Annotated in this window: 26 protein-coding genes; 16 read left to right on the top strand and 10 right to left on the bottom strand. The window is 67.0% G+C overall.

Features of this window, described 5'->3' with window-relative positions; all coding sequences use genetic code 11:
• Window positions 1–121 precede the first annotated feature (121 nt).
• The 4 genes from rplK to ACH0CP_RS07895 all read left to right on the top strand — a co-directional run bounded on the left by rplK (window position 122) and on the right by ACH0CP_RS07895 (window position 3,981).
• Window positions 122–553 (top strand): 50S ribosomal protein L11, encoded by a 432-nt coding sequence (gene rplK / locus ACH0CP_RS07910; protein WP_227771686.1) that lies wholly within the window; start codon window positions 122–124, stop codon window positions 551–553.
• Between the two features lie 4 nt (window positions 554–557).
• On the top strand, window positions 558–1,250 hold the full coding sequence (gene rplA, locus ACH0CP_RS07905) for a 50S ribosomal protein L1 (protein WP_227771687.1): 693 nt from the start codon (window positions 558–560) through the stop codon (window positions 1,248–1,250).
• A 122-nt stretch (window positions 1,251–1,372) separates the two neighbouring features.
• Entirely contained in the window at window positions 1,373–2,968 is a 1,596-nt protein-coding gene (locus ACH0CP_RS07900) for an alpha-amylase family glycosyl hydrolase (protein WP_294443502.1), read from the top strand.
• Window positions 2,968–3,981 carry a glycosyltransferase family 4 protein gene (locus ACH0CP_RS07895; RefSeq protein WP_294443501.1) on the top strand — a complete coding sequence of 338 codons (1,014 nt, stop codon included), beginning with the start codon at window positions 2,968–2,970 and terminating at the stop codon, window positions 3,979–3,981. The genes ACH0CP_RS07900 and ACH0CP_RS07895 overlap by 1 nt, the downstream gene beginning before the upstream one ends.
• On the opposite strand, the gene ACH0CP_RS07890 is transcribed toward ACH0CP_RS07895, so the two are convergent.
• The 5 genes from ACH0CP_RS07890 to ACH0CP_RS07870 form a co-directional block, all read right to left on the bottom strand.
• Entirely contained in the window at window positions 3,972–4,604 is a 633-nt protein-coding gene (locus ACH0CP_RS07890) for a glutathione S-transferase family protein (RefSeq protein WP_294443499.1), read from the bottom strand. The two genes, ACH0CP_RS07895 and ACH0CP_RS07890, sit on opposite strands and share 10 nt — an antisense overlap.
• Window positions 4,601–5,446 carry a trans-aconitate 2-methyltransferase gene (locus ACH0CP_RS07885; RefSeq protein ID WP_294443498.1) on the bottom strand — a complete coding sequence of 282 codons (846 nt, stop codon included), beginning with the start codon at window positions 5,444–5,446 and terminating at the stop codon, window positions 4,601–4,603. The genes ACH0CP_RS07890 and ACH0CP_RS07885 overlap by 4 nt, the downstream gene beginning before the upstream one ends.
• A 291-nt stretch (window positions 5,447–5,737) precedes the next feature.
• Window positions 5,738–6,811, bottom strand: coding sequence for a recombinase RecA (gene recA, locus ACH0CP_RS07880; protein WP_294443497.1), 1,074 nt, complete (start codon window positions 6,809–6,811; stop codon window positions 5,738–5,740).
• Between the two features lie 323 nt (window positions 6,812–7,134).
• Window positions 7,135–8,892, bottom strand: a complete 1,758-nt coding sequence (locus tag ACH0CP_RS07875) for a lytic transglycosylase domain-containing protein (RefSeq protein WP_294443512.1) — start codon at window positions 8,890–8,892, stop codon at window positions 7,135–7,137.
• A 35-nt stretch (window positions 8,893–8,927) separates the two neighbouring features.
• A complete protein-coding gene (locus ACH0CP_RS07870; RefSeq protein WP_294443496.1) occupies window positions 8,928–9,662 on the bottom strand; it encodes a uracil-DNA glycosylase family protein in 735 nt (244 codons plus the stop codon).
• Between the two features lie 149 nt (window positions 9,663–9,811).
• Here ACH0CP_RS07870 and ACH0CP_RS07865 point away from each other — a divergent pair, with 149 nt between their 5' ends.
• From ACH0CP_RS07865 to moaB, 5 genes are read left to right on the top strand one after another with little or no spacing between them, the layout of a single operon-like run.
• Complete coding sequence (locus ACH0CP_RS07865; protein ID WP_294443494.1) at window positions 9,812–11,470, top strand: electron transfer flavoprotein-ubiquinone oxidoreductase; 1,659 nt, start codon at window positions 9,812–9,814, stop codon at window positions 11,468–11,470.
• Entirely contained in the window at window positions 11,445–13,064 is a 1,620-nt protein-coding gene (locus ACH0CP_RS07860) for a tetratricopeptide repeat protein (protein WP_294443492.1), read from the top strand. Before ACH0CP_RS07865 ends, ACH0CP_RS07860 begins: the two co-directional genes overlap by 26 nt.
• Window positions 13,064–13,900: a 4-(cytidine 5'-diphospho)-2-C-methyl-D-erythritol kinase gene (locus tag ACH0CP_RS07855; RefSeq protein ID WP_294443490.1), complete on the top strand. Its 837-nt coding sequence runs from the start codon at window positions 13,064–13,066 to the stop codon at window positions 13,898–13,900. Before ACH0CP_RS07860 ends, ACH0CP_RS07855 begins: the two co-directional genes overlap by 1 nt.
• Entirely contained in the window at window positions 13,873–14,595 is a 723-nt protein-coding gene (locus ACH0CP_RS07850; protein WP_294443489.1) for an enoyl-CoA hydratase/isomerase family protein, read from the top strand. Before ACH0CP_RS07855 ends, ACH0CP_RS07850 begins: the two co-directional genes overlap by 28 nt.
• Window positions 14,596–14,640: 45 nt before the next feature.
• Window positions 14,641–15,168 carry a molybdenum cofactor biosynthesis protein B gene (gene moaB / locus ACH0CP_RS07845; RefSeq protein WP_294443488.1) on the top strand — a complete coding sequence of 176 codons (528 nt, stop codon included), beginning with the start codon at window positions 14,641–14,643 and terminating at the stop codon, window positions 15,166–15,168.
• 118 nt (window positions 15,169–15,286) lie between these two features.
• On the opposite strand, the gene ACH0CP_RS07840 is transcribed toward moaB, so the two are convergent.
• Window positions 15,287–16,303 (bottom strand): LLM class flavin-dependent oxidoreductase, encoded by a 1,017-nt coding sequence (locus ACH0CP_RS07840; protein ID WP_294443487.1) that lies wholly within the window; start codon window positions 16,301–16,303, stop codon window positions 15,287–15,289.
• Between the two features lie 136 nt (window positions 16,304–16,439).
• Between ACH0CP_RS07840 and ACH0CP_RS07835 the strand changes: the two genes are divergently transcribed.
• On the top strand, window positions 16,440–17,051 hold the full coding sequence (locus ACH0CP_RS07835; protein WP_294443486.1) for a TetR/AcrR family transcriptional regulator: 612 nt from the start codon (window positions 16,440–16,442) through the stop codon (window positions 17,049–17,051).
• 224 nt (window positions 17,052–17,275) lie between these two features.
• Window positions 17,276–17,701: a hypothetical protein gene (locus tag ACH0CP_RS07830; RefSeq protein WP_294443485.1), complete on the top strand. Its 426-nt coding sequence runs from the start codon at window positions 17,276–17,278 to the stop codon at window positions 17,699–17,701.
• A 4-nt stretch (window positions 17,702–17,705) separates the two neighbouring features.
• Here ACH0CP_RS07830 and ACH0CP_RS07825 read toward each other — a convergent pair whose 3' ends face one another.
• From ACH0CP_RS07825 to ACH0CP_RS07815, 3 genes are read right to left on the bottom strand one after another with little or no spacing between them, the layout of a single operon-like run.
• Entirely contained in the window at window positions 17,706–18,068 is a 363-nt protein-coding gene (locus ACH0CP_RS07825) for a hypothetical protein (protein ID WP_294443484.1), read from the bottom strand.
• Window positions 18,065–18,604 carry a pseudouridine synthase gene (locus ACH0CP_RS07820; protein ID WP_294443483.1) on the bottom strand — a complete coding sequence of 180 codons (540 nt, stop codon included), beginning with the start codon at window positions 18,602–18,604 and terminating at the stop codon, window positions 18,065–18,067. Before ACH0CP_RS07820 ends, ACH0CP_RS07825 begins: the two co-directional genes overlap by 4 nt.
• Window positions 18,595–20,250, bottom strand: a complete 1,656-nt coding sequence (locus tag ACH0CP_RS07815; protein WP_294443482.1) for an NAD(P)/FAD-dependent oxidoreductase — start codon at window positions 20,248–20,250, stop codon at window positions 18,595–18,597. Before ACH0CP_RS07815 ends, ACH0CP_RS07820 begins: the two co-directional genes overlap by 10 nt.
• A 131-nt stretch (window positions 20,251–20,381) precedes the next feature.
• On the opposite strand from ACH0CP_RS07815, the gene ACH0CP_RS07810 reads away from it, so the two are divergent.
• The 5 genes from ACH0CP_RS07810 to ACH0CP_RS07790 all read left to right on the top strand — a co-directional run bounded on the left by ACH0CP_RS07810 (window position 20,382) and on the right by ACH0CP_RS07790 (window position 24,364).
• Window positions 20,382–21,314 (top strand): ABC transporter ATP-binding protein, encoded by a 933-nt coding sequence (locus ACH0CP_RS07810; protein WP_294443481.1) that lies wholly within the window; start codon window positions 20,382–20,384, stop codon window positions 21,312–21,314.
• Window positions 21,311–22,102 (top strand): ABC transporter permease, encoded by a 792-nt coding sequence (locus ACH0CP_RS07805; protein WP_294443480.1) that lies wholly within the window; start codon window positions 21,311–21,313, stop codon window positions 22,100–22,102. The genes ACH0CP_RS07810 and ACH0CP_RS07805 overlap by 4 nt, the downstream gene beginning before the upstream one ends.
• A 43-nt stretch (window positions 22,103–22,145) precedes the next feature.
• Window positions 22,146–22,448 carry a hypothetical protein gene (locus ACH0CP_RS07800; RefSeq protein WP_294443479.1) on the top strand — a complete coding sequence of 101 codons (303 nt, stop codon included), beginning with the start codon at window positions 22,146–22,148 and terminating at the stop codon, window positions 22,446–22,448.
• Window positions 22,449–22,547: 99 nt separating this feature from the next.
• Window positions 22,548–23,696, top strand: a complete 1,149-nt coding sequence (locus tag ACH0CP_RS07795) for a zinc-dependent alcohol dehydrogenase (protein ID WP_294443477.1) — start codon at window positions 22,548–22,550, stop codon at window positions 23,694–23,696.
• 14 nt (window positions 23,697–23,710) lie between these two features.
• Window positions 23,711–24,364, top strand: a complete 654-nt coding sequence (locus ACH0CP_RS07790; protein WP_294443476.1) for a hypothetical protein — start codon at window positions 23,711–23,713, stop codon at window positions 24,362–24,364.
• Between the two features lie 41 nt (window positions 24,365–24,405).
• Here the strand turns inward: ACH0CP_RS07790 and ACH0CP_RS07785 are convergent, their stop codons facing one another.
• Window positions 24,406–24,651 carry a glutaredoxin domain-containing protein gene (locus ACH0CP_RS07785; RefSeq protein ID WP_365928277.1) on the bottom strand — a complete coding sequence of 82 codons (246 nt, stop codon included), beginning with the start codon at window positions 24,649–24,651 and terminating at the stop codon, window positions 24,406–24,408.
• Between the last annotated feature and the right edge of the window lie 77 nt (window positions 24,652–24,728).

Genomic DNA, 24,728 nt, shown 5'->3' with positions numbered 1-24,728 from the left:
CGGGACTGGATTTTCCCGCGCGACCCCGCTATGCGCGCGCTCTTCCAGGTAAATCGCTGGAACGCTTGCGGGAGGGTGCGGCAACGCGCCCGCGACGACCGCTAAACTTAAAGAGAGTGACATGGCGAAGAAAATCACAGGCTATATCAAGCTGCAGGTGCCTGCCGGCGCTGCAAACCCGTCGCCGCCGATCGGCCCGGCGCTGGGTCAGCGCGGCGTGAACATCATGGAGTTCTGCAAGGCGTTCAACGCGCAGACCGCTGACATGGAAAAGGGTTCGCCCCTCCCCACCGTCATCACCGTCTACGCCGACCGCTCGTTCAGCTTCGAGACGAAGACGCCGCCGGCGACCTTCCTCATCAAGAAGGCGCTGAACCTGAAGTCGGGCTCGAAGGAGCCGGGCAAGACCAGCGCGGGAACCATCAAGCGCTCGCAGCTGTCGGAAATCGCCCAGGTCAAGATGAAGGACCTGAACGCGAACGACATCGACGCAGCAACGAAGATCATCGAAGGCTCCGCTCGCGCGATGGGCCTCCAGGTTGTGGAGGGCTAAGAACATGGCGAAGCTCACGAAGAAGCAGAAGGCGATCACGATCGACCGCGAGAAGCTGCACGGCGTTGACGAGGCGATCCAGCTCGCCAAGTCGGGTGCGACCTCCAAGTTCGACGAGACGATCGAAGTCGCGCTGAACCTCGGCGTCGATCCGCGTCACGCTGACCAGATGGTCCGCGGCGTCGTCACGCTGCCCAAGGGCACCGGCAAGACCGTTCGCGTCGGCGTGTTCGCCCGCGGCGCGAAGGCTGACGAGGCCCGCGAGGCCGGCGCCGACGTCGTCGGTGCGGAAGACCTGATGGAAACCATCCAGGGCGGCAAGATCGACTTCGATCGCTGCATCGCAACCCCGGACATGATGGGTATCGTCGGCCGTCTCGGTAAGGTCCTGGGTCCGAAGGGCCTGATGCCGAACCCGAAGCTCGGCACCGTGACGATGAACGTCGCCGAGGCAGTGAAGGCGGCCAAGGGTGGCCAGGTCGAGTATCGCGTCGAAAAGGCCGGTATCATCCACTCCGGCATCGGCAAGGCGAGCTTCCCGGCCGAGGACCTGCGCGCGAACTTCGACGCGCTGGTCGATGCGGTGGTCAAGGCCAAGCCGGCCGGCGCCAAGGGCAAGTACGTCCGCAAGGTCGCGATCTCCAGCACCATGGGTGCGGGCATCAAGGTCGACGTGGCGGAAGTCGCTTCGGCCTGATCCGGGCTTTCCAGTTCGCGTAACGAAAAAGGCCGGGGGTAACCCCGGCCTTTTTTGTTGCCCGCTGCCGCCGCCGGCATCGCCCGCGTGAACCCATCCATTGCCGGGGCGTTACGAACCGCATGAGCGAGGGCACCCCCGCTGCGCCCTGGTGGAAGCGCGGCGTCATCTATCAGGTCTATCCGCGCTCCTTCGCGGACAGCGATGGCGACGGCATCGGCGACCTCGCGGGGATCGAGGCGCATCTCGATCATATCGCCTCGCTCGGCGTCGACGCGATCTGGCTCTCGCCGATCTTTCCCTCGCCAATGGCCGACTTCGGCTATGACGTCGCCGATTACACCGGCGTAGAGCCAATGTTCGGCGACCTCGCCGCCTTCGACCGCCTGCTTGCCGCGGTCCATGCGCGCGGGCTGAAGCTGCTGCTCGATTTCGTCCCCAACCATTCCTCGACCCAGCATCCCTGGTTCGTCGAAAGCCGCTCCAGCCGCGAAAACCCGCGGCGCGACTGGTATATCTGGCGCGATCCCGCACCGGAGGGTGGCCCACCCAATAACTGGATCAGCGACATGGGCGGGCCAGCGTGGGAGTTCGATCCCGCGACCGGCCAATATTACCTTCACACATTTCTGAAGGAGCAGGCCGACCTCAACTGGCGCAATCCTGAGGTCGCGGCGGCGATGACCGATGTGCTGCGCTTCTGGCTCGACCGCGGCGTCGACGGCTTCCGCATCGACGTTCTGTGGCACATCGTGAAGGCGGAAGGGCTGCCCGACAATCCGGCCAACCCCGACTGGCACGAAGGACAGGCCGAGAAGCTGCGCGTCCTCCAGCACAATTCCACCGACCAGCCCGAGGCGCACACCTTGACCCGCGCGATGCGCCAGCTCGCCGACACGTACGGCGAGACGCTGCTGGTGGGTGAGATCTTCCTGCCGCGCGATCGCCTGATGCGTTGGTATGGCAGCACCGCCGAGCCCGGCGTCCACCTGCCCTTCAATTTCGAACTGATCGAAAATCCGTGGGATCGCGACACCCTCGCGCGGCTGATCGCGGAATACGACGCCGCCATTCCGGACCACGGCTGGCCGAACTGGGTAATCGGCAGCCACGACGCGCCGCGCATCGCTGCACGCATCGGCGAGGCACAGGCACGCGTCGCCGCCATGCTGCTGCTGACGCTGCGCGGTACCCCGACGCTCTATCAGGGTGACGAGCTTGGCATCGGCACGGTTGACATCCCGCCCGACCGGATCCGCGACCCGCAGGACCTGCGCCAGCCCGGCATGGGGCTCGGCCGCGACCGCTCGCGCACCCCAATGGCATGGGATGCCTCGCCCAACGCCGGCTTCTCGACCGCCGAGCCGTGGCTCCCGCTCCACCCGGACTGGCGCACCCGAAACGTCGCCGCGGAGGAGGCGGACCCGGCCTCGATGCTATGGCTCTACCGCCGCCTGCTTGCCGCGCGGCGTGCCAGCCCCGCATTGTCCTTGGGCAGCATGACGCTGCACGCGGCCGCACCCGACGTGCTCGCCTACGAACGCCGCCACGGCGACGAGCGGCTGCTGGTCGTCCTCAACCTCGGCAGCACGCCGCGCGGCGTGGCGCTGCCCGATGCCACCCGCCCCGGCCGGATCATCGTCGCGACCGGCACGCGGACCACATTCGACGGCACGGTCGGTGCCGATGAAGCCTATGTCGTGGAGCTACTCGCCTGATGCGCATTGCCATGTTGTCGTCGATCTCCTGGCCGACGCCGCCGACCGGCTATGGCCCGTGGGAATTGGTGACCAGCCTCTTGACCGAGGCACTGGTCGCGCGCGGCGTCGACGTCACGCTTTTCGCCACGCAGAATTCGCGCACCGCCGGCAAATTGGAGGGCGTCGCCCCGCGCGGCTATTCGGAGCCACCGCACCTCGACGCCAAGGTGTGGGAGGCGATGCACATCGCGCATTGCATCGAGCGCGCGGGCGATTTCGACCTCATCCACAACCAGGCCGATTTCATGCCGCTCGCCTGGTCGCGGCTGATCGACACGCCGATGCTGACGACGATCCACGGCTTTTCCTCCGAACGGATCGTGCCGGTGTACCAGCGCTATGACGATCACGTGCATTACGTCTCGATCAGCGACGCGGATCGGCATCCGTCGCTCAGCTATGCCGCTACGATCCATCACGGCATTCCGGTGAATGAGTTCGCCTTTGATCCTGCGGGAAGCGAGGACCTGTTGTTCTTCGGGCGGATTCACCCGGACAAGGGGCCGCATGATGCAATTTCCGCGGCGAAGGGTGCGGATCGGCGGTTGATCATGGCGGGATTGGTGCAGGACCATGACTATCACCAGCGCGAGGTTGCGCCGCATATCGATGATGATCGCGTGGTCTTCCGGGGCGTGGTGGGTGGAGAGGAACGGGTCCGGGCGTTGGGGCAGGCTCGTGCTCTCCTCCACCTGATCGGGTTCGACGAACCGTTCGGGCTTTCCGTTGTCGAGGCGATGGCGTGCGGGACGCCGGTGATCGCGTTTAACCGCGGATCGATGCCCGAGCTGATCGAGCATGGCGTCACCGGGTTCCTGGTCGACACTGTCGAGGAAGCGGTGGCGGCGATCGAGCGGGTCGGCGAGATCGATCGCGCCGCCTGCCGCGCCCGGGTCGCCGAACGGTTCAGCGTTGAGCGGATGGCGGACGATTACATCAAGCTCTACGAACGGCTCCTCGATCAGGCATAAGCGTAGGGGCCGCCCTTGCGCAGCGCCTGCTGGAAGGCAGGACGGGCGTGAACCTTGTCGAGCCAGGCGATGGTGGCGGGGCGTGACGCGTCGAGGCCGGCACGGCTGCGGGCGGCCTCCAGGGGGAAGCTCATCATCACGTCGGCGGCAGTCATCGCATCACCGGTAAGCCATGGGCGCGTGGCGAGGTGCGCCTCGACGAAATCGAGATGGACGTCGATCATCGGCTGAATCCGCTTGAGCGCCGCCTTGCCGAACAGGGGAATCCGGCCGAGCACGAGCTTCAGCAACAGCGGCGGCATGAGCGAGCCTTCCGCATAATGTAGCCAGTAACGATATTCGAGCGCGCCCTTGCGGTTCGCCGGTGCGCCGAGGCGTCCATCGGCCTTGTCCACGAGATACTCGACGATTGCACCGGTCTCCGCGATCACGCGATTGCCGTCGTCGGTATCCTCGATCACCGGTGACTTGCCGAGCGGATGGACCTGCTTCAGCTCGGGCGGCGCGAGCATCGTCTTCTTGTCGCGCTCATAACGCTTGATCTCGTAGGGCAGGCCCAGTTCCTCGAGCATCCACAGCACGCGCTGCGACCGGGAATCCTCGAGGTGGTGGACGATGATCATTGGCCTCTCCCGCTAACGCGCGCCGTGACCAGCCAGGCGGCAGCGGGAAAGTCGAGCGCATTCCCCCTCACCTGCTCAGCCAGAACGGCGTGCAATCGGGACAGTAACGCCGGACGATCGGCATCGGATGCCTCGGCGATGGTGCGGGAGACCGGGCCGATGCGCTGGAAGAAGCTGGCGCCGTCCGCTGCCGGATCGGGGCCGGCGCCGGCGTGATAGGCATAATCGGCGGCGACGATCGACGGATCGTCAAAGCCCGCGCCGGTCAGGATGCGGCGGATCACAGCGGGATCGGCGAAGGCGAACGGGCCCGGCGCATAATCGCCGGGCGGATCAAGGCGACCGCCGATCGCGGCGATCGTTCGTGAGGCCCATGCATTCTCCTGCGAGGAGCGGAAGCAGGAGAACACGAGCGGAGCGCGGGATTTCAACGCAGCCGCGATCCCGCGGAAGGCGCCGATCGGATCGTCGAAGAACATGACGCCGTGGCGCGACACGGCGAGATCGAAGGGCTGATGCGCCTGAAGCGCCTCAGGAACGGCACCGACAGCGAAGGATAGGTTGGGCAAACCTTCTTCGGCGGCGCGGCTGCGCGCGACGTCTATCAGCGGGGCTGACAGGTCGACGCCATATACGTCGAGCTGCGGCCTTGCGGCGGCCAGGGACAGACTGGTCGCCCCGGCGCCGCATCCAAGATCGGCCACGCGGCCTTGCGTGGGAGCGACGGCAAGGATCGCCGCGTCCAGCTGCCTGGCGAGATCGGCGAAGCTCCGATCGGTACGGCGCCACTCGGCTGCCCAGACGTCACCGACGCGTGCTTGCCAGTCGGGTGCAGTGGTCATCGGCGCTCCTTCTTCGTCGCGGATGCGGGGATGGTAGCAGATTGCCGACCGCCTGCATGCAACGCGAATGTTGAGGAAGTTGAGGCTCTGGCGCGTTTTTTCGCACGCGTGCGCGAGACCGATGACTGTGCGTGTTGGAGCGAATGTTGAGGAAGTTGAGGCGCTGGCGCTTTTTTCTCCAACAGATGCAGTTCCCCACGACGTGCGAAGGGCCGGCACCTTGCGGTACCGGCCCCTCGTCGATGCTGGATCAGCGGCGCTGGACATGGCCGGCCGGCAATTGACGATTGATCAGACGTCATCCTCGTCGGTCTGGCCGGCCATCAGTTCCTCGCCGAGGCCTTCCTGACGCGCACGGATCTGGCGTTCCAGCCGCTCCGCGACTTCGGGATTGTCGCGCAAATAGCCCTTCGAATTCTCACGGCCCTGTCCGATGCGGATCGAATCATAGCTGAACCAGGAACCCGACTTCTCGACGAGCCCGGCCTTCACACCGAGATCGATCATCTCGCCGAGCTTCGAGATGCCTTCACCGAACATGATGTCGAACTCGACCTGCTTGAACGGCGGGGCGACCTTGTTCTTGACGACCTTCACGCGCGTCTGGTTGCCGGTCGCTTCCTCGCGATCCTTGACCGAGCCGATGCGGCGCACGTCGAGACGCACCGAGGCGTAGAACTTCAGCGCGTTGCCGCCGGTCGTCGTTTCAGGCGAGCCGTACATCACCCCGATCTTCATGCGGATCTGGTTGATGAAGATGACGAGACAGTTCGACCGGCTGATCGTGCCGGTAAGCTTGCGCAGCGCCTGGCTCATCAGGCGAGCCTGGAGACCGACATGGCTGTCGCCCATCTCGCCCTCGATCTCGGCGCGCGGCACCAGCGCGGCGACCGAATCGACAACGAGAACGTCGATCGCGTTGGAGCGCACGAGCGTGTCGACGATCTCCAGTGCCTGCTCACCGGTGTCCGGCTGCGAGACGATCAGTTCGTCGATGTTGACGCCCAGCTTCTTCGCATAAGCAGGATCGAGCGCGTGCTCGGCATCGACGAAGGCCGCCATGCCGCCTGCCTTCTGCGCCTCTGCGATGGCGTGGAGCGCCAGCGTCGTCTTGCCCGAGGATTCCGGACCGAAGATCTCGACGATACGGCCCTTGGGAAGACCGCCGACGCCAAGCGCGATGTCGAGCCCGAGGCTGCCGGTGGAGACCACCTCGACCTTCATCGTTTCCTTCTGGCCGAGCTTCATCGCCGAGCCCTTGCCGAAGGCGCGGTCAATCTGCGCCAGGGCGGCGTCCAGCGCCTTCTGACGATCGGAGTTCGCGCTTGCCATGTTGTTGGGGATCACCTTGAGATTGGCGGCCATTGGGAAGCCCTTTCGCTAGAGCAAGCGCGCGAACCGTTCAACGCGTGAACTTCGTGTATCTTGTTTGTTCCATCGGAACAAGAGGCGAACGAAGTTATTTGCGATAGGTGTGGGAAGGCAGCAGCGGGACCCCGGATCAAGTCCAGGGTGACGGCGCGGGTGTGGCTGAGGCAAGTCGGGTCGATGGGCGAGATGGCGCATGGGCGCACGCCCCTCGACGTTGCTCCGGCCGAACGGACGGGAATGCGAACGAGGACGCGGGAGCCGTGGACGCGAACGGGCGGGCGCTGCGGCTCGTGCCGGGCAGCGCCCCTGCCCCGTTCTTACTGCGCGCTCGTGAGCGTCGTGCGGGAAGCCGGGGCCACCGTGGCGTTGGAAGCGATGGTGTTCGCAGGGGCGCGCGCCGCCATGCGGATCGCGGGCTCGCCCTTCATGCCCGGGAAGCGTGGCCACATGCCCTGGGCGAGTGCCGAGCGGCTGACAGAGTTCTCGCGGCCGGTCTGGCCTTCGTACATCCAGTAATTGCGCAGCACCGTCACGACATAGCCGCGGGTCTCCCAATAAGGGATGCTCTCGATGTAAAGCAGCGGATCGCCATTGTCGCGAACGAGCGAGTTCCATTCGCCAACCGGCTTGGGTCCGGCATTATAGGCGGCGATCACCTTGGGCAGCAGGCCCTGGGTCAGCCCCATGTCGCGAAGCCGCTCAAGATGGCGCTGGCCAATGTCGATATTGGTCGAGGGTCGGGTGAGCGCCGTCTTGTCGACAGTGACGCCGCGCTCGCGCATGTAATCGGTCGCGGCGGCGGGCATGATCTGCATCAGGCCATAGGCGCCCGCGGGCGAGACGACCTTGTTGCGGAAGCCCGATTCCTGCAGCGTGTGCGCGTACACCAGTGCCTTGTCGACGCGCCACCCGGTATCCGGCGTCCAGTTCGGCGTCGGGTAGCGCGTATCGGCGGTGGCGACGAACCCTTCCGGGCAATTGTGCGCGAGCCAGACGACGCTTGCCGGCAGGTTCATCTGCTCGGTGACACGCACGAGACTGGCGAATTCGGCTTTCGGGCCGATCTTCGCCTGCTGGCGGATGACGGTGTCGGCGGCGCCCTCCTCGCCGATCTCGATCAGGGCAGCGGCGACGCGGATGTTCGGGCGACGCTCAAGGCTGGCCCAGTCGCTGGTCACCTTCTGCGGCTTCACCGCGGCGGTGCGCATCCCGAGCGCCTGACGGGCGAGCTGGCCGTAGAAGGTCTCGCCATATTGGGCGGCATTCTTGAGCCGTGCCTCGATCCGGTCCGGGCGGCCGCAGACCATGTCGGAGCGGCTTGCCCAGTAGAGGCCGGCGGCGCGCATGTCGGTGTCCCCGGCGCGGGCGGAGACCGCCTCGAAGCCTTCACCGGCGGCGGCGCAATCGTTCTGGCGCCAGGCAGCGAGGGCCGACGTCCAGCGGCCGTGAGTGGCCCAATCGCCCTGCCCGCGCGAGGCCTTGTCACCGACGCGACGAGCATCGGCATCGAGCCCCTGGAGGAAATAGATCCATGCGACGCGCGATTGCCATTCGGTCTGCGCCTCCGGCGTCAGCCCGCTGGTGGAATCGAGCAGGGATTCGGCCTCGCGGCCCATGTCGCCCTTCACATAGGGCTGCATCTTCAGCGCAAGATCGGCGGCGATCGCATCGCTGCGCGTCGCCTTGGCGCGAACGCGGGTGGGCGCGCCATTCTGCCACACGAGGCGCTGCGCGACCGGGAGCGCAGGCAGCTCCTCCGCGCCGCGCATCTTGGCGAGGCGCGCGATCGCCTCCGCCTGCGGCAGTTCCGGCGCTTCAGTGAGGAGGCGCACCAGCGGCTCAAGCTCGACGCGGGGCGAGCCCTTGGCGGTGTACAGCTCGGCGCGGGCGTAATTGTGCAAGGGCCCGGGCGCCATGGAATCGAGGCCGATCTGCGCATCCTGCCAGCGGCTTTCGCGGATCGCGGTGAAGACGGCGCGATATTGCGTGCGCTGCTCCGCGGTCAGCTGGTTCGGGATCACCGGCTTGGCCGACGCCTCGCGCGCGGGCTCGGCCGAGGCCAGCACCGGCGTCATCGCGGCGAGCGATGCTGCGGTCAGCAACTTCCGGATCACTTCGTTTCCCCCGTTTTCCCGGCGATCAGCATTTGCAGGTTCCTCCACGCCTCTGCCTTGAGCGCGGGCCGCTCCACCAACATGCGCGGGTGGAAGCTCGCGATGGCTTCGGTCGTTTTCCCGTTGCTGTGGTTAAGTACCTGTAAATGATGACTGGCTGCCATGACGTTCGCCGACAGGATCGCACGGCTCGCCGCATCACCGAGCACCAGAAGCCGTTTCGGCGCAACGAGCGCGACATGGTGACGGGCGATCTCGCCGAGCCGCGCCTCCATGTCGCGCGGCAGCCGGCCGACGGCCGGGCGCGCGGCGCAGACGCTGGCGAGGTGGACATCGGCACGGCTGCGGCCGATCGCAGCGAGCATCCGATCAAACAGGCGACCGGCACTGCCGCCAAGCAGCGAATCGGCCGCATCCCGCTCTGGGCAATCGACGAGGATCATGAGATCGGCGTCGAGCGGACCAGTCGCCGAGACGAGGGGGATGCCCCAGCCCGCCTCCGGCGCGCCATCGCCTGTGCGCCACGTAAGGAACGCGTCGAGCGTCTGCGGCAAGGCGGCGGCATCAGTTGCCGGCGCCGCAATCGCCGGGGACGCTACGGCAAGCGGCTCCTCGGCGCCCAGCCAATCGAACGGATCGTCGCCGACGAGCACGTCGACGCCGGCATCCCGCCACCATTCCAGTGTACTTGCGGCCTGTTGCCGCCAATCGTGGTTTTGCTCGGCCCCCATCGCATTACCGTTAGCGCAATGGTTGACGCAGCGGTCAATTCGCTCGACAGCCGATGAGGATAGGACGTTGCCGGCGCGCGCCCGAACGCGCGCCCGATCAAGGCTAGCGGTCGAGGCTAGCGATCAGGGGCCGGCGGATGGAGATGGTGATGAGCGAACGCGAGTCGATGCCTTATGACGTGGTGATCGTGGGTGCGGGGCCGGCCGGCCTCAGCGCGGCGATCCGCCTGAAACAGCTCGCGGCGGAAAAAGAGGCCGAAATCTCGGTCTGCGTGCTCGAGAAGGGCAGCGAAGTCGGCGCGCACATCCTCTCGGGCGCGGTGATCGATCCGCGCAGCCTGGACGAGCTGCTGCCGAACTGGCGCGAGGACGGCTGCCCGCTGGCGGAAGTGCCGGTGACGCAGAACATCCACTGGGTGCTGAGCAAGCAGGGCAAGTTCAACATGCCCCACCTCGTCACCCCGCCGTTCATGCACAACAAGGGCACGTACACCGGGAGCCTGGGCAATCTGTGCCGCTGGCTGGCGGGCAAGGCCGAGGAGCTGGGCGTCGAGATCTTCCCGGGCTTCGCCGCGGCCGAGATCCTGTTCAACGAGGACGGCAGCGTGAAGGGCGTCGCGACCGGCGACATGGGCGTGGCGCGCGACGGCACCCGCAAGCCCGATTATCAGCCGGGCCTCGAGCTGCATGCGAAATACACCTTCTTCTCCGAGGGGTGCCGTGGGCATCTGTCGAAGGAGCTGATGCGCATTTTCGACCTGCGCGCCGATTGCGATCCGCAATCCTATGGCCTTGGCATCAAGGAATTGTGGGACATCGACCCCGCGCTGCACGAGCCGGGCAAGGTGATCCACACGCAAGGGTGGCCGCTGAGCGAGAGCGACACCAATGGCGGCGGCTGGATCTATCATCAGGCGAACGGGCAGGTGAGCCTGGGTCTCGTCACCTGGCTCAATTATTCCAATCCCTATGTCTTCCCGTTCGCCGAAATGCAGCGCTGGAAGACGCATCCCGAGATCGCGCGGCTGCTGAAGGGCGGCAAGCGCGTGAGCTATGGCGCGCGCGCGATCAGCGACGGCGGGCTGCAGTCGATCCCGAAGCTCGTGTTCCCGGGCGGCGCGCTGATCGGCGACAGCGCGGGCTTCCTCAACGTGCCGCGGATCAAGGGCACGCACACCTCGATGAAGAGCGGCATGATGGCCGCCGAGGCCGCGGTCGACGCAATCCTGTCGCAGCGTCAGGGCGACGAGCTGACCGCCTATCCGGCGGCGTTCGAGACGTCGTGGGTGAAGAAGGAGCTGTCGATCGTCCGCAACGTCGCGCCGCTGGTGAAGAAGTTCGGCGACTTCATGGGCTCGGGCATCGCCGGCATCGCGATGTGGATGGAATATATCGGCTTGAAGTGGCCGCTGACCATGAAGCAGCATGCCGACCATGAGACCTTGTGGCGCAAGGATCTGGCGAAGAAGATCGACTATCCCAAGCCCGACGGGGTGCTGACGTTCGATCGCCTCTCGTCGGTGTTCCTGTCGAACACCAATCACGAGGAGGACCAGCCGATCCACCTGACGCTGAAGGACCCGAACATCCCGGTCGAATACGACCTGCCGCTGTATGACGAGCCGGCGCAGCGTTACTGCCCGGCGGGGGTGTATGAGATCGTCGGCGAGGAAACGGGCGATCCGAAGTTCGTGATCAACGCGCAGAATTGCGTCCACTGCAAGACGTGCGACATCAAGGACCCGACGCAGAACATCAACTGGGTGGTGCCCGAGGGCGGCGGTGGCCCGAACTATCCCAACATGTAAGCTGCTGGCAGCGGCGGCGCTTGCGGCGATCATCGCCGCAGCGCCGGCGCATGCCGCCGCGCCCGACCTGCTCGCCTATCTGAAGGCACGGGCCGCGAGCGGTGACGATGCGGCCGATCAGGCCGCAGCTTATTATACCCAGACGCTGAATGCGACGCCGGACGATCCGCGGGTGGCGGCCTATGCCTATCGCGAGGCGATCAGCGCGGGCGACTTGGCACTGGCGCTGCGGGCCGCCCGCGCGCTCGGCCCGGCCGCGCCGGCCGATGCCGACCTTCTGATCGTCGCTGATGCCGCCGTGCGTGGCGACCGCGCAGCCGCGGACAGCGCGATCGCCCGGCTCGCCAAGGGGCGACTGGCGGTGCTGGCAGCGCCGCTGGCGGGCTGGGCGGCCTTCGAGCGCGGCGAGAACCCGCTGCCGCTGCTCGCCGCGCATCGCGACGACATGGTGGCGCGGCGCTTCGCCGGCGAGGCACGCGGGCTGATCCTGATCGCGCAGGGGCATCATGCCGAAGGACTGGCGACGCTGCGCGCGGTAATGAGCACCGGGCAGGCGGGCGAGGATCTGCGCATCGCGGCGGCGCGCCTGCTGATCGGGGTGGGCCGGACCGAGGATGCGCGATCGCTGCTGGTGGGCGATGCGGCGCCGATCGCCGCTCTGCGCGCCAAGCCTGCCGGCGGCGCGAAGCCCTCGCTGGGGTTCGGTGCGTCGATATTGTTCACGCGCGTCGCGACCGACATTGCGCTTGGGCCCCCGGGCCCGCTTCCGCTGTCGCTCGCCCAGGCGGCGGTAATCGCGGACCCGACCAATGACCGCGCGAAGTTGCTGCTGGCCTATGCGCTGGGGCGCAGCGGGCAGGAAGACCGCGCGCTGACAACGCTGGCCGAGATCCCGGAAGCCAGCCCCTATATCGAGCCGGCGCGCGCCGGCCGGGTGCAGACGCTGAGCCAGTCCGGCCGAATGGAGCAGGCGCTGGCTGAGGCGAAAGCGCTGGCGAGCGACGGATCACGGGCAGGATCGCAGCGCTATGCCGATCTGCTGATCGAGGCGGGCAAGCCGCGCGAGGCGGCCGCGATCTATCGCCGGCTGATCGACGATGCGGACACGCCCGAATGGTCGCAGTGGCTTCAATATGGCGCAGCGCTGGACGAGGCCGACGACTGGCCGCGTGCGCGCGCCGCGCTGCAGAAGGCCGTCGAGCTCGCGCCGGACGAGCCGCTGGCGCTGAACTACCTTGGCTATGCGCGCATCATCCGCGGCGAGGCGATCGCGGAATCGGAAGCGCTGCTCGAGAAAGCGAACCGGTTGCGCCCCGACGATGCCGCGATCGGGGACTCGCTGGCCTGGGCCTATTACCTGTCCGGCAAAGCCGATCGCGCATTGCCCCTGATCGAGCGCGCCGCAGCGGCCTCGCCCGACAATGCCGAGATCGGCGAGCATCTCGGCGACATCTACTGGACGCTCGGCCGCCGGTTCGAGGCCCGTTATGCGTGGCGCGCGGCGAAGCTGACGGCGGAGGACGCGGAGAGCGCGCGGCTCGAGGCCAAGATCGCGAACGGGCCGGGCCAACAGAGATCAGTCGAAGAGAAATAATGTCGCACATCGTCGAGGCCGCGCCGGCCAAGCTGAACCTGGCGCTTCACGTCCGCCGCCGGCGCCCGGACGGCTATCATGACCTGGAGACGCTGTTCGCCTTTTGCCGGGACGGCGACGTGGTGACGCTGGCCGACGCACCGGAAGATTCGCTGCTGATCAGCGGGCCGTTCGCCGAGGGACTCGGTATCGGTGACGCTTGGCCGGCAGGCAATCTGGTCGTGCGCGGGGCCGACGCGTTTCGCGCCGCCTTCGGCATCGACCAGCGCCATGCGATTGCGCTGGAGAAGAACCTGCCGATCGCATCCGGCATTGGCGGCGGATCGGCCGATGCGGCGGCGACGCTTCGGGCGCTGGCACGTCGGCATGGGATCGCACCGGATGATGCGCGGCTGGTGGCGATCGCCGCGGCACTCGGGGCCGACGTGCCTGCCTGCCTTTCGGGAAAAACCGCATTCGGTACCGGCAAGGGTGACGCGCTCGTGCCGCTCGATGGCTGGTCCGGCACGCCGGCGCTGCTGGTGAACCCTGGCGTTGCCGTTTCGACCGGGCCGGTGTTCGCCGGGTGGGATGGCGTGGATCGCGGCGCGCTGGATCCTGCCGACCCGCTTGGTGGGCGCAACGATCTCGAGCCCCCTGCCCGAGCCATCGCCCCGGTGATCGCGGAGGTAGTGTCGCTGCTTCAGGCGCAACCGGGCGTGACGATGGCGCGCATGTCGGGTTCGGGCGCGACCTGTTTCGCGCTGTTCGATACGGAAGCCGCGCGTGATGCGGCCGATGCGGCAGTCGCGACCCAAGCGCCGCACTGGTGGCGGATGGCGACGGTGCTGGCATGATCCGGCTGGATGACGATGGCACGGTCGCGGTACTGGCGCTCGACCGCCCGGCGCAGCGCAACGCGCTCGCGACCTCGGACTGGCGGCTGCTTGAAGATACGATCGCCGCGGTGCCGCGATCGGCGGCGGCGGTGCTGCTGCGATCCTCGACGCCGGGCATCTTTTCCGCGGGCGCAGACCTGCGCGATCTGGCGCTGCTGGCCGAGGACGCGGGCCGGCGTGCGCCGTTCCGGCTGGCGATGCGCGGCGCGATCGACGCGCTGGCGGCCCTGCCGATGCCGGTGGTGGCCGCGATCGACGGCGGCTGTTTCGGGGCTGGCGTCGCACTGGCGCTGGCGGCTGACCTGCGGATCGCGAGCGATCTGGCGAGTTTCGCGGTGCCGCCCGCGCGGCTCGGCATCGCTTATCCGGCCGAGGATGTCGCGCGGCTGTCGGCGCGGGTCGGCGAAGCGCAGGCAGCGCGGCTGCTGTTCACCGGCGCGACGATCGACGCCGCGGAAGCTGTGCGCATCGGACTGGTGGATACGATCGACGACGGCGCGGCGGTGGCAGCGGCAATCGCCGAGAACGATCCCGCCGCGCTGGTGACACTGAAGGCGATGCTCCGGTCGCCGAGCGACACGGGCCATGCCGCGGCATTCGAGGAGAGTTTCGCCAATCCCCGCTTCGCTGCCGCCACGAAGCGCTATCGCTGAAGCTGGGGCGTTGATCGTGGGCGGGCGGCAGGCGATAGATGACCAATGCCGATCGACGAAACCCGCCGCTTCATCCCCGTGCGCATCGCGGTGCTCACCGTTTCCGACACGCGCGGGCTGGCGGAGGACCGATCCGGCGACACGCTGATCGCTCGGCTGAGCGACGCGGGGCACGAACTGGCGGAACGCGCGATCCTGCGCGACGATTGCGACGCCATCGTCGCCCTGCTGCACCGTTGGATCGACGACGAGAACGTCGATTGCATCATCACCACCGGCGGCACCGGCGTGACGGGCCGCGACGTGACGCCGGAAGCGGTGGAACGGGTGGCGGACAAGATGATCCCGGGGTTCGGCGAACTGTTCCGCTGGCTGTCGTACCAGACGATCGGCACCTCGACGGTGCAGTCCCGCGCCTGCGCGTGCGTGGCGCGCGGGACCTATATCTTTGCCCTGCCCGGCTCGACGGGCGCGGTGAAGGATGCGTGGGACGGGATCCTGGCGAGCCAGCTCGATAGCCGCCACGGGCCCTGCAACTTCGTGGAACTGATGCCGCGGCTGATGGAGCGCTGAGCGGCGGCGTTGGGCAGCTTGACGTAACGGCCGGCGGATTTGGGGCACGCTGCGGGACCCCGGCTCAAGGCCGGGGTGGCGGGGATCGGTCTATCGGCGCAAACCAGCTCGGGGCGACTCAGCGCCAGCCGAGTGCCGGCGCGACGTGCGTCAGGAGCGCCTCTATGACATGGGCATTATAGTCGACACCAAGCTGGTTCGGCACCGTCAGCAACAGCGTATCGGCTTCGGCGATCGCCTCGTCGGCGCGGAGCTGTTCGATCAGCCGGTCGGGCTCGTCGGCATAGCTGCGGCCGAAGACGGCGCGCATATTGTCGATCACGCCGATCTGGTCCTCGCTGCGATCACGCCCGAAATAGGCGCGGTCGCGATCGTCGACGAGGGCGAAGATCGAGCGGGAGACGGAGACGCGCGGGGCGCGATCGTGGCCTGCCGCGGCCCAAGCCTCGCGATAGGCGCGGATCTGCTTCGCCTGCTGGACGTGGAACGGCTCCCCGCTCTCGTCCATCTTCAGCGTCGAGCTTTGCAGGTTCATGCCCATCTGCGCCGCCCACGCCGCGGTCGCGTTCGAGCCGGCGCCCCACCAGATGCGGTCCCGCAAGCCCGGCGCGTGCGGCTCGAGGCGCAGCAGGCCGGGCGGGTTGGGGAACATCGGGCGCGGGTTGGGCTGCGCGAAGCCCTCTCCCTTCAGCAGTTCGAGGAACACCTCGGCATGGCGGCGGCCCATGTCGGCATCGCTCTGGCCCTCGGCCGGCTGGTAGCCGAAGTGGCGCCAGCCATCGATCACCTGCTCGGGCGAGCCGCGGCTGATGCCGAGCTGAAGTCGGCCGCGCGAGATGAGATCCGCCGCGCCGGCGTCCTCCGTCATGTAGAAGGGGTTTTCGTAGCGCATGTCGATGACGCCGGTGCCGATCTCGATCCGCCTGGTGCGCGCGCCGACGGCCGCCAGCAGCGGAAAGGGCGAGGCCAGTTGCTGCGCGAAATGGTGGACGCGGAAATAGGCGCCGTCCGCGCCAAGCTCCTCCGCCGCCACCGCAAGGTCGATCGACTGGAGCAGCACGTCGCTCGCCGAGCGAGTCGCGGATTGCGGGGACGCGGACCAATGGCCGAACGAGAGGAAGCCGATCTTTTTCATGTAGAAGAAGCTGGCGAGTTACGCCTGTGATCACAAGGCCGCGCGAGGAACCGCAGGGTTTCCGTTACTGCTCAATGCGTTAGCCGAGCCGCAAAAGCTTGGAATCATTGACGGGACAATATATATACCAGCCGTTATGGAAACAGCCACCATCCCCGCCCCCAAGGGCCGCCCGCGCGAGTTCTGCACGGAAGCGGCGCTGGCGGCGGCGCTTCGCGTATTCTGGAGCAAGGGTTATGAGGGCGCCTCGCTGGCCGATCTGACGGAAGCGATGGGCATCACCAAGCCAAGCCTCTACGCCGCCTTCGGCAACAAGGAGGCGCTGTTTCACAAGGCGCTCGACCTCTACGAGGCCGAGAAGCTGGAATATACCCGCGAGGCGCTGCTGGAGCCGACCGCCCGCAAGGTCGCCGAATTCTACATGCGCGGCGCGCTCGACGCGCAGATGAGCTGCAGCGAGCCCAAGGGCTGCCTTGGCGTCATCAGCTCGGTCGCGTGCGGTTCCGAGGCGGAGGCGATCAAGGCCGATGTGGTGGCACGGCGCGCCTCCTCGCAGGTCATGCTGGTCGAGCGGTTCCGCCAGGCGCAGCGCGACGGCGACCTGCCCGAGCACGTCGATCCCGAAGGGCTCACGAGCTATCTCTATGCCCTGCTGCAGGGAATGGCAGTGCAGGCCGGATCGGGCGCGACGCGCGAGGAGCTGGAGCGGCTGATCGAGACCAGCATGGCGATGTGGCCGAGCAAGTAGCGCTCGGCCGCTCGATTAAAGTACCGATCGGTAGAAAAGGCGATTGACGCGCCGGTCGGTGGTTTATATACCCCTTGGTACGGAATGAAGTGAAGCGACGCAGTTAGCCGCTCCCACGCGGTGTACCGCAGGCTTCCTCTCAGGATCTGACGACATTTTCCACCGGGCGCAGTGCGTCGCCGGCAACGGCGAGTGCTCTCCGGTGTACCAAAGGGAGAGTTTCCATGGCTTATCTGGCCTTTTCCGAAGCGAGCAGTGTCGGCGGGCAGGTCGCCCGCTCCTTCGTGCCGCAGCTCGTCAACGAATCCGAAGTGGAAGCCAAGGCGCCGAACCTGTCGGCGCTGGACTGGCTGGTGGTGGCGCTGGCCAAGCGTGACCGGCTGTCCTCGCTGCGCGAGCCGAGCCGGCTGTCGGTGGCGATGGGGACGATCTTCGGGTCGCGCGGCAATCCGCGACTGGCCGACGAGCGGCTCGAGGCGCTGCGCCGGATCGCGGTGCTGAGCTGGCACTTCGGCTATACGGTGCCGGGGCGCGAAGTGGAGCGCTTCCTCGCGGCGGGCTTCACGCCCGAACAATATGAGCTGGTGGTCGACAGCATCAGCGCGGACCAGCAGGCGCAGCGCAAGGAACGCTTCCGCGCCGCCGCCTGATCGATCAGCCGGCGTTGAGCTTCTGCAGCGCGATGCCGGCGAGGTTCTGCGTACGCCGCAGGTAGCGGATTACGAGCCGCCCCGGCGGCCGCGGCAGCGCGCGGAAACGATCGAGATGCTGGCGGCAGGAGGCGGGGCATCGGACGGCGCCGTTTGCCTGCGCGATCACCGCCGCGGCATCACCGAGCAGCAACGCATCCTCTAGGGCCAGATCATGCGCGAGCCGCGTCGCCTCGATCAGCGCCAGCCACTCCGCATCCATGCTGCTGCCCGGCCCGAGATCGCGCGTGACATAGCTGCGGCCGGCGGCGACCACAGCGATCTCCATGCCGGAAGGCCGGCTGCCGCCATCGAAGAAGATCTTCACGCGCGGCGCCATTCGCCCGGCACGATCCCGTCGAGCGACCAGTCCCCGATCCTCCACCGCACCAGCCGGAGCGTGCCGTGACCGAGCGCCGCCGTCATCCGCCGCACCTGGCGATTGCGTCCCTCGCGGATCGTGAGGCGCAGCCAGTGATCGGGGATGCTGGCGCGGTAGCGGATCGGCGGCACGCGCGGCCAGAGATCCGGGGGGTCGATCGCCTCCACCTCCGCCGGGCGGGTGACACCATCCTTCAGCGTGACGCCGCGGCGCAGCCGGTCGAGCGCCTCGGCGCTCGGCTCGCCTTCCACCTGGACAAGATAGGTCTTGGGCAGCTTGAATCTGGGATCCGCGATCCGCGCCTGGAGGCGGCCATCATCCGTCAGGAGCAGCAACCCTTCGCTGTCGCGATCGAGCCGGCCGGCGGGATAGACGCCGGGGACGTCGATATAGTCCGACAGCGTCGCCCGCTTGGTGTCCGTGCCGCGATCGGTGAACTGGCTCAGCACGTCATAGGGCTTGTTGAACAGGATCAGCGCCACGCGGTGAGACTTTGCGCGCCGACCAGACCTGCCCCCTGCATCATGCTCTGCGCCACCGCTTCCGCCACCTTGATGCCATCGACGGCGGCGGAGAGGATGCCGCCGGCATAGCCAGCGCCCTCGCCCGCCGGAAAGAGCCCGGCGGTATTGAGGCTCTGCATGTCCTTGCCGCGCGTGAAGCGGACCGGCGAGGACGTGCGCGTCTCCACCCCCGTCATCACCGCATCCTCATGATCATAGTCGCGGATCTGCCGGCCGAAGACGGGGATCGCCTCGCGCATCGCCTCGACGACGAAGCCGGGCAGAACGTCGGCGAGGTCGGTCGGCGTCACGCCGGGGCGGTACGACGGGACGACGCTGCCCAGTTCGGTCGACGGGCGGCCAGCGAGGAAATCACCGACCCGTTGCGCCGGCGCCTTGTAGTTCGATCCACCGGCGACGAAGGCCTTTTCCTCCAGCCGGCGCTGAAGCGCGATGCCGGCGAGCGCATCGCCGGGATAGTCGCGCGCAGGGTCAATCGCGACGACAAAGCCGGAATTGGCGTTACGCTCGTTGCGCGAATATTGGCTCATGCCGTTGGTGGCGACGCGCCCTTCCTCGGACGTGGCGGCCACGACCGTGCCGCCGGGGCACATGCAGAAGCTGTAGACCGTCCGCCCGTTATTGCAGTGATGCGAGATATGATATTCCGCGGCGCCGAGGATCGGGTGGCCGGCATCGTCGCCGAAGCGAGCGCGGTCGATCCAGGATTGCGGATGTTCGATCCGGACGCCGATGGCGAACGGCTTGGCCTCCACATGGACGCCGGCCTGCTGCAGCATCGCGAAGGTATCGCGCGCGCTGTGGCCGACGGCGAGCACGACATGTTCTGCCTCCAGGTATCCGCCGCCCGCCAGATGAAGCCCGCGCACGCGGCGCACGCCCGAACCGTCGGTGGCGATGTCGAGCCCGTCGACGCGGGTGGAGAAGCGATACTCCCCGCCGAGCGATTCGATCGTCTCGCGGATGCTCTCCACCATCGTCACCAGGCGGAACGTGCCGATATGCGGATGCGCCTCGGTCAGGATCTCCTCCGGGGCGCCGGCTTTGACGAACTCGGTCAGCACCTTGCGATTGAGATGCCGGGGATCCTTGATCCGGCTGTAGAGCTTGCCGTCCGAGAAGGTACCCGCCCCGCCCTCGCCGAACTGGACGTTCGACTCAGGGTTGAGCACGCTGCGGCGCCACAGCCCCCAGGTGTCCTTCGTGCGTTCGCGCACCACCTTGCCTCGATCGAGGACAATCGGACGATATCCCATCTGCGCCAGGATCAGCGCGGCGAAGAGGCCGCACGGCCCCGCCCCGACCACCACCGGGCGCGGGGCGCCGGCAGGGGCCGTGCCGATCGGGCGATATTCGGTGTCGGGCGTCGGCTGAACATCCTGATCCGCCGCGAACCGCGCGAGCAGTGCCGCCTCGTCGGCGACCTCGACGTCAACCGTATAGACCAGCATGATCCGGCCGCGCTTGCGGGCATCGTTGCCGCGCCGTGCAACGCTGTGGCCAAGCAACTCGTGCGACGCGAGGCCAAGCCGATCAGCGATGGCGGCGGGCAAGTGTTCGGCGGCGTGGCGGAGCGGCAATCGCAAATTGGTCAGGCGGATCATGCCGCGCCTTTACAGCGGGATGGCGCGCCTTGCTAACCGCACGTGCACGGCCGGTTATGGTATTTGCCAATCGGCTTCCTAGATGGCGCAAGCCCCGGCCGGGGCAGCCTACCTCCCCTTCCGGAGAAGCAATGCAACCTGTCATTTCGATCCGTGGCCTGCGCAAGGCCTATGCTTCCGGTCATCAGGCGCTGAAGGGAGTGGACCTCGATATCGCGCGCGGCGAGATCTTCGCGCTGCTCGGCCCCAATGGTGCGGGGAAGACGACGCTGATCGGCGCAATCTGCGGCCTGGTGACGGCGACGGGCGGAACGGTGCTGGTCGACGGTTATGACAATGTTCGCCAGTATCGCGAGGCACGCGCGCGCATCGGGCTGGTGCCGCAGGAACTCTACACGGATCAGTTCGAGCCGGTTGGCGCGACCGTCGCGTTCAGCCGTGGGCTGTTCGGCCGGCCGCCCAACCCCGCGCTGGTCGAGGAACTGCTGCGCGAACTGTCACTGTGGGACAAGCGAGACGCGCAGATCAAGGAACTGTCGGGCGGCATGAAACGCCGGGTGATGATCGCCAAGGCGCTGGCGCACGAACCCGAGATCCTGTTCCTCGACGAGCCGACCGCCGGCGTCGACGTGGAGCTTCGCCGTGACATGTGGGCGATGGTGCGGCGGCTGCGCGAGCGCGGCGTGACCATCATCCTCACCACCCATTATATCGAGGAGGCCGAGGAGATGGCCGACCGGATCGGCGTGATCGATCGCGGCGAACTGGTGCTGGTCGAGGAAAAGGCCACGCTGATGAAGAAGCTGGGCCGCAAGGAGCTGATCGTCCAGTTGGCCGAGCCGCTCGACGCACTGCCGCCCAGCCTCGCCGACTGGAAGCTGGACCTCACCGCCGATGGGCGCGAGCTGCGCTACGTCTTCGATCGCCACGCCGAGCGCACCGGCGTTCCGTCGCTGCTGGCGCGGCTGCGCGATCTCGGCATCGAATTCTCGGATCTCAACACTCACCAAAGCTCGCTGGAGGAAATCTTCGTCGGGCTGGTCAACGATCGGCGGGCCGCATGAACCAGAGCAGCATCAACCCGGCCCGCTTCAACGCCCGCGGCGTCTGGGCCCTCTACCGCTTCGAAATGCATCGTTTCCGCCGGACCTTGTGGACCGGCCTTGCCGTGCCGGTGATCACGACGACGCTTTACTTCGTCGTCTTCGGCTCCGCGATCGGATCGCGCATGACCGAGGTGAACGGCATTCCCTATGGCAGCTTCATCGTGCCCGGGCTGATGATGCTGTCGCTGTTCCAGGAAAGCACGTTCAACGGCGCGTTCGGCATCCACATGCCGCGCTTCACCGGGACGATCTACGAACTGCTTTCCGCCCCCATGTCCGCGTTCGAGACGGTGCTGGGCTATGTCGGCGCGGCGGCGACCAAGGCGATGGCGGTGGCGCTGGTGATCCTGGGCACCGCTCACCTCTTCGTCGATGTCGAGGTGGCGCACCCGGTGGCCATGCTGGCGTTCCTGATGCTCGTCGCCTGCGCCTTCTCGCTCTTCGGCTTCGTGCTGGGGGTGTGGGCCAAGGGCTTCGAGCAATTGCAGGTCATCCCCCTGCTCGTCGTGACCCCGCTGACCTTCCTCGGCGGCGCTTTCTACTCGCTCGACATGCTGCCCGAGCCGTGGCGCACGGTGACGCTGTTCAACCCGATCGCGTATCTCATCAACGGCTTCCGCTGGACCTTCTTCGGCACCGCGGACGTGTCGCCGCTGATCAGCCTTGCCGTGACGGCCGGCTTCCTGGCGGTGTGCCTGGCCGCAGTGTGGTGGATATTCCGCACCGGCTATCGCCTGAAGGCGTGAGCCGCGATTGCGCGATTGAGGAACCGCGGCCAAGGCGCTGACCATGGACTATGTCGCGCTCAAGACCCACGTTGCCGGCATCCTCACCACCGGCGGCGATTCGCTGGCGCACGTGCATGGCGGCATGGCGGTGCTGCTGCTCGCGCGGCTGATCACGCGCCGGTCGCTGGCAACGCCGATCCCGCTGCTGTGCGTGGTGGTGCTGCAGGCGATCAACGAGTGTATCGACCGGTACAACCATGGATCATGGCGCTGGCCGGACACGATCGGCGATACGCTGAACACGCTGTTCTGGCCGACGGTGCTGTTCATCGGCCTGCGGCTGCGGCGGCAGCGCGAGCATTGAGCCTGAAAAGTCCCTGATCTGCCGCAAGATCAGGAACCGTTGCGGGCGACCGGGCTTCATGAAGGCAGGCAAGCCTCTGCCGCTTCAGGGAGCCCATGAATGCTGGCGATGAATTACCGCGGGCCGTATCGCGTCCGCGCCGACGAACGACCGATGCCCAAGATCCTGCATCCCGAGGATGCGATCGTGCGCGTCACCCGATCCTGCATCTGCGGATCGGACCTCCACCTCTATCACGGCATGGTGCCCGACACGCGGGTGGGCATGACGTTCGGGCACGAATTCTGCGGGATCGTGGAGGAAGTGGGGCCGGAGGTGCAGAACCTGAAGCGCGGCGATCACGTCATCGTGCCGTTCAACATCGCCTGCGGTAAATGCCATTTCTGCCAGCAGGGCCTGTTCGGCAATTGCCATGAATCGAACGCCCAGGCGACCGCGGTCGGCGGCATCTTCGGCTATTCGCATACCGCCGGCGGCTATGACGGCGGGCAGGCGCAATATGTTCGCGTGCCCTATGCCGATGTGGGCCCGACGGTGATCCCGGAATGGATGGACCCGGATGATGCGGTGCTGCTGACCGACGTGGTGCCGACCGGCTACCAAGCCGCCGAGATGGGCGGCATCCAGAAGGGCGACACCGTCGTCGTGTTCGGCGCCGGCCCCGTTGGCCTGATGGCGGCGCGATCGGCCTGGCTGTTTGGCGCAGGCCGCGTGATCGTGATCGACCATCTCGACTATCGCCTTGAGTTCGCCCGCGTCTTCGGCCCGGCGGAGGTCTATAATTTCCGCGAGATCGACGACGTCGTCGTGTTCCTGAAGAAGCAGACGGATTCGCTGGGCGCCGACGTGTGCATCGACGCGGTCGGCGGCGACGCGGCGGGCAATGCGATCCAGTACGTGCTCGGCACCAAGCTGAAGCTGGAAGCGGGCAATGCCATCGCGCTCCACTGGGCGATCAACTCGGTGAAGAAGGGCGGGATCGTCTCGATCGTCGGCGTCTATGGTCCGACGGGCAACATCGTGCCGATCGGCAACGTGGTGAACAAGGGCATCACCATCCGTGCCAACCAGGCATCGGTGAAGCGCCTGCTGCCGCGGCTGATCGATCACGTGAAGGCCGGACACATAAACCCTAAGGCGATGATCACGCACCGCGTGCCGCTGGAGGACGTGGCCGACGCCTATCACATCTTCTCCGCCAAGCTCGACGGCTGCATCAAGCCGCTGCTGCTGCCCAACGGCCAGTGAGAGAGGACGCAAGGATGACGAAAGCCATGGTGGATACGTCCACGATCCCCGGCTGGGGCGTCGATGCCGAGCCGGACAACAACCCGACCTGGCCGATCCGGCACATCGAGAACCAGACGCGGGGGCTGACCTGGGAACGCCCGGCGCAGCAGAGCCCCAAGGTGGAGGTGCTGCGATCGATCGAGCACAACCGGCTGCCCGCGGTGATCGGCACCTCGACCCCGCCGAGCGGGCTTTCGGGCATGATTCGCCGCTACGCCTTCCGCCACAGCGAATCCGACTGGTGGCACTGGCTGCTGCTGATGGGCGCGGACCGGATCAACGTGGTCGAGGGCGTGGTCGAGGATTTGGCCAAGGGCAAGGTGCCCAACGTACCGGCCGAGATGGGCGCGCAGGCCGAGTGGAAGCATAACAAGGCGGGCTTTGCGCTGAAGGCGGGTGCGGTGCTGGCCGTTGGTGTTGGTTTGTTCGCGGCGCTTCGCGGCGGGAAGAGCAAGTCCTCGACCTGGCCATCCTCTGCCCCGCGGCAGCTCCCGCCGCCGCCCGCACCGAAGCGACCGACCCACGAAGCGGCTTGGGTGACGCCGACACCGCCAGGATTGACGCCCGAGCCGCCGGCCCACCCGGGAACGGCGCCGTTCAAGGTGGAGCCTCCCGAAGGCAATTGATCGACATCGTCACCCCGGCTGCGCGCCGGGGTGACGAACCATTATTGCGCCAGGTAGCGTTCCAGATCGTCACTGCCGCCGATCCGCTCTCCCTGGATGAACACCTGCGGCGTGGTGGCGACGCCATGCTCGTCCTTGAACGCATCCACCTCCCCGCGCGTGGCGAGGATGTGATCCTCCACCGTATAGCCCGCCTGCTCGAGCATCTCCTTGGCGCGTACGCCGAAAGGGCAGGTGTGATCGGGCAGCACCATGCGATAGAGGATCGCTTTCTTCGTCTCGGCCATGTCGAACTTCCGTTGTTGCGGCGCGTCAGCGAAGCAGCGGCGCGCGCGTTCCGGGACGGGCTCGAAATTTCCGCCCG

It is taken from the genome of Sphingomonas sp. 179-I 2A4 NHS (assembly GCF_045369135.1).
In the GTDB taxonomy this organism is placed as follows: Bacteria; Pseudomonadota; Alphaproteobacteria; order Sphingomonadales; family Sphingomonadaceae; genus Sphingomonas.
The sequence above is the reverse complement of the archived record's forward strand: the minus strand, read 5'-3'. Positions and strand labels throughout refer to the sequence as shown.

What these genes read in the sequence shown, in the direction of transcription:
- ACH0CP_RS07810 (WP_294443481.1), top strand. Translation starts at nt 20,382, where the DNA reads ATGCAACCTGTCATTTCGATCCGTGGCCTGCGCAAGGCCTATGCTTCC.
- ACH0CP_RS07800 (WP_294443479.1), top strand. Translation starts at nt 22,146, where the DNA reads ATGGACTATGTCGCGCTCAAGACCCACGTTGCCGGCATCCTCACCACC.
- moaB (WP_294443488.1), top strand. Translation starts at nt 14,641, where the DNA reads ATGCCGATCGACGAAACCCGCCGCTTCATCCCCGTGCGCATCGCGGTG.
- ACH0CP_RS07875 (WP_294443512.1), bottom strand. Translation starts at nt 8,892, where the DNA reads ATGACGCCGGTGCTGGCCTCGGCCGAGCCCGCGCGCGAGGCGTCGGCC.
- ACH0CP_RS07855 (WP_294443490.1), top strand. Translation starts at nt 13,064, where the DNA reads ATGTCGCACATCGTCGAGGCCGCGCCGGCCAAGCTGAACCTGGCGCTT.
- ACH0CP_RS07830 (WP_294443485.1), top strand. Translation starts at nt 17,276, where the DNA reads ATGGCTTATCTGGCCTTTTCCGAAGCGAGCAGTGTCGGCGGGCAGGTC.
- ACH0CP_RS07795 (WP_294443477.1), top strand. Translation starts at nt 22,548, where the DNA reads ATGCTGGCGATGAATTACCGCGGGCCGTATCGCGTCCGCGCCGACGAA.
- ACH0CP_RS07785 (WP_365928277.1), bottom strand. Translation starts at nt 24,651, where the DNA reads ATGGCCGAGACGAAGAAAGCGATCCTCTATCGCATGGTGCTGCCCGAT.
- ACH0CP_RS07890 (WP_294443499.1), bottom strand. Translation starts at nt 4,604, where the DNA reads ATGATCATCGTCCACCACCTCGAGGATTCCCGGTCGCAGCGCGTGCTG.
- ACH0CP_RS07835 (WP_294443486.1), top strand. Translation starts at nt 16,440, where the DNA reads ATGGAAACAGCCACCATCCCCGCCCCCAAGGGCCGCCCGCGCGAGTTC.
- ACH0CP_RS07900 (WP_294443502.1), top strand. Translation starts at nt 1,373, where the DNA reads ATGAGCGAGGGCACCCCCGCTGCGCCCTGGTGGAAGCGCGGCGTCATC.
- rplA (WP_227771687.1), top strand. Translation starts at nt 558, where the DNA reads ATGGCGAAGCTCACGAAGAAGCAGAAGGCGATCACGATCGACCGCGAG.
- recA (WP_294443497.1), bottom strand. Translation starts at nt 6,811, where the DNA reads ATGGCCGCCAATCTCAAGGTGATCCCCAACAACATGGCAAGCGCGAAC.
- ACH0CP_RS07805 (WP_294443480.1), top strand. Translation starts at nt 21,311, where the DNA reads ATGAACCAGAGCAGCATCAACCCGGCCCGCTTCAACGCCCGCGGCGTC.
- ACH0CP_RS07865 (WP_294443494.1), top strand. Translation starts at nt 9,812, where the DNA reads ATGAGCGAACGCGAGTCGATGCCTTATGACGTGGTGATCGTGGGTGCG.
- ACH0CP_RS07840 (WP_294443487.1), bottom strand. Translation starts at nt 16,303, where the DNA reads ATGAAAAAGATCGGCTTCCTCTCGTTCGGCCATTGGTCCGCGTCCCCG.
- ACH0CP_RS07815 (WP_294443482.1), bottom strand. Translation starts at nt 20,250, where the DNA reads ATGATCCGCCTGACCAATTTGCGATTGCCGCTCCGCCACGCCGCCGAA.
- rplK (WP_227771686.1), top strand. Translation starts at nt 122, where the DNA reads ATGGCGAAGAAAATCACAGGCTATATCAAGCTGCAGGTGCCTGCCGGC.
- ACH0CP_RS07790 (WP_294443476.1), top strand. Translation starts at nt 23,711, where the DNA reads ATGACGAAAGCCATGGTGGATACGTCCACGATCCCCGGCTGGGGCGTC.
- ACH0CP_RS07885 (WP_294443498.1), bottom strand. Translation starts at nt 5,446, where the DNA reads ATGACCACTGCACCCGACTGGCAAGCACGCGTCGGTGACGTCTGGGCA.
- ACH0CP_RS07870 (WP_294443496.1), bottom strand. Translation starts at nt 9,662, where the DNA reads ATGGGGGCCGAGCAAAACCACGATTGGCGGCAACAGGCCGCAAGTACA.
- ACH0CP_RS07895 (WP_294443501.1), top strand. Translation starts at nt 2,968, where the DNA reads ATGCGCATTGCCATGTTGTCGTCGATCTCCTGGCCGACGCCGCCGACC.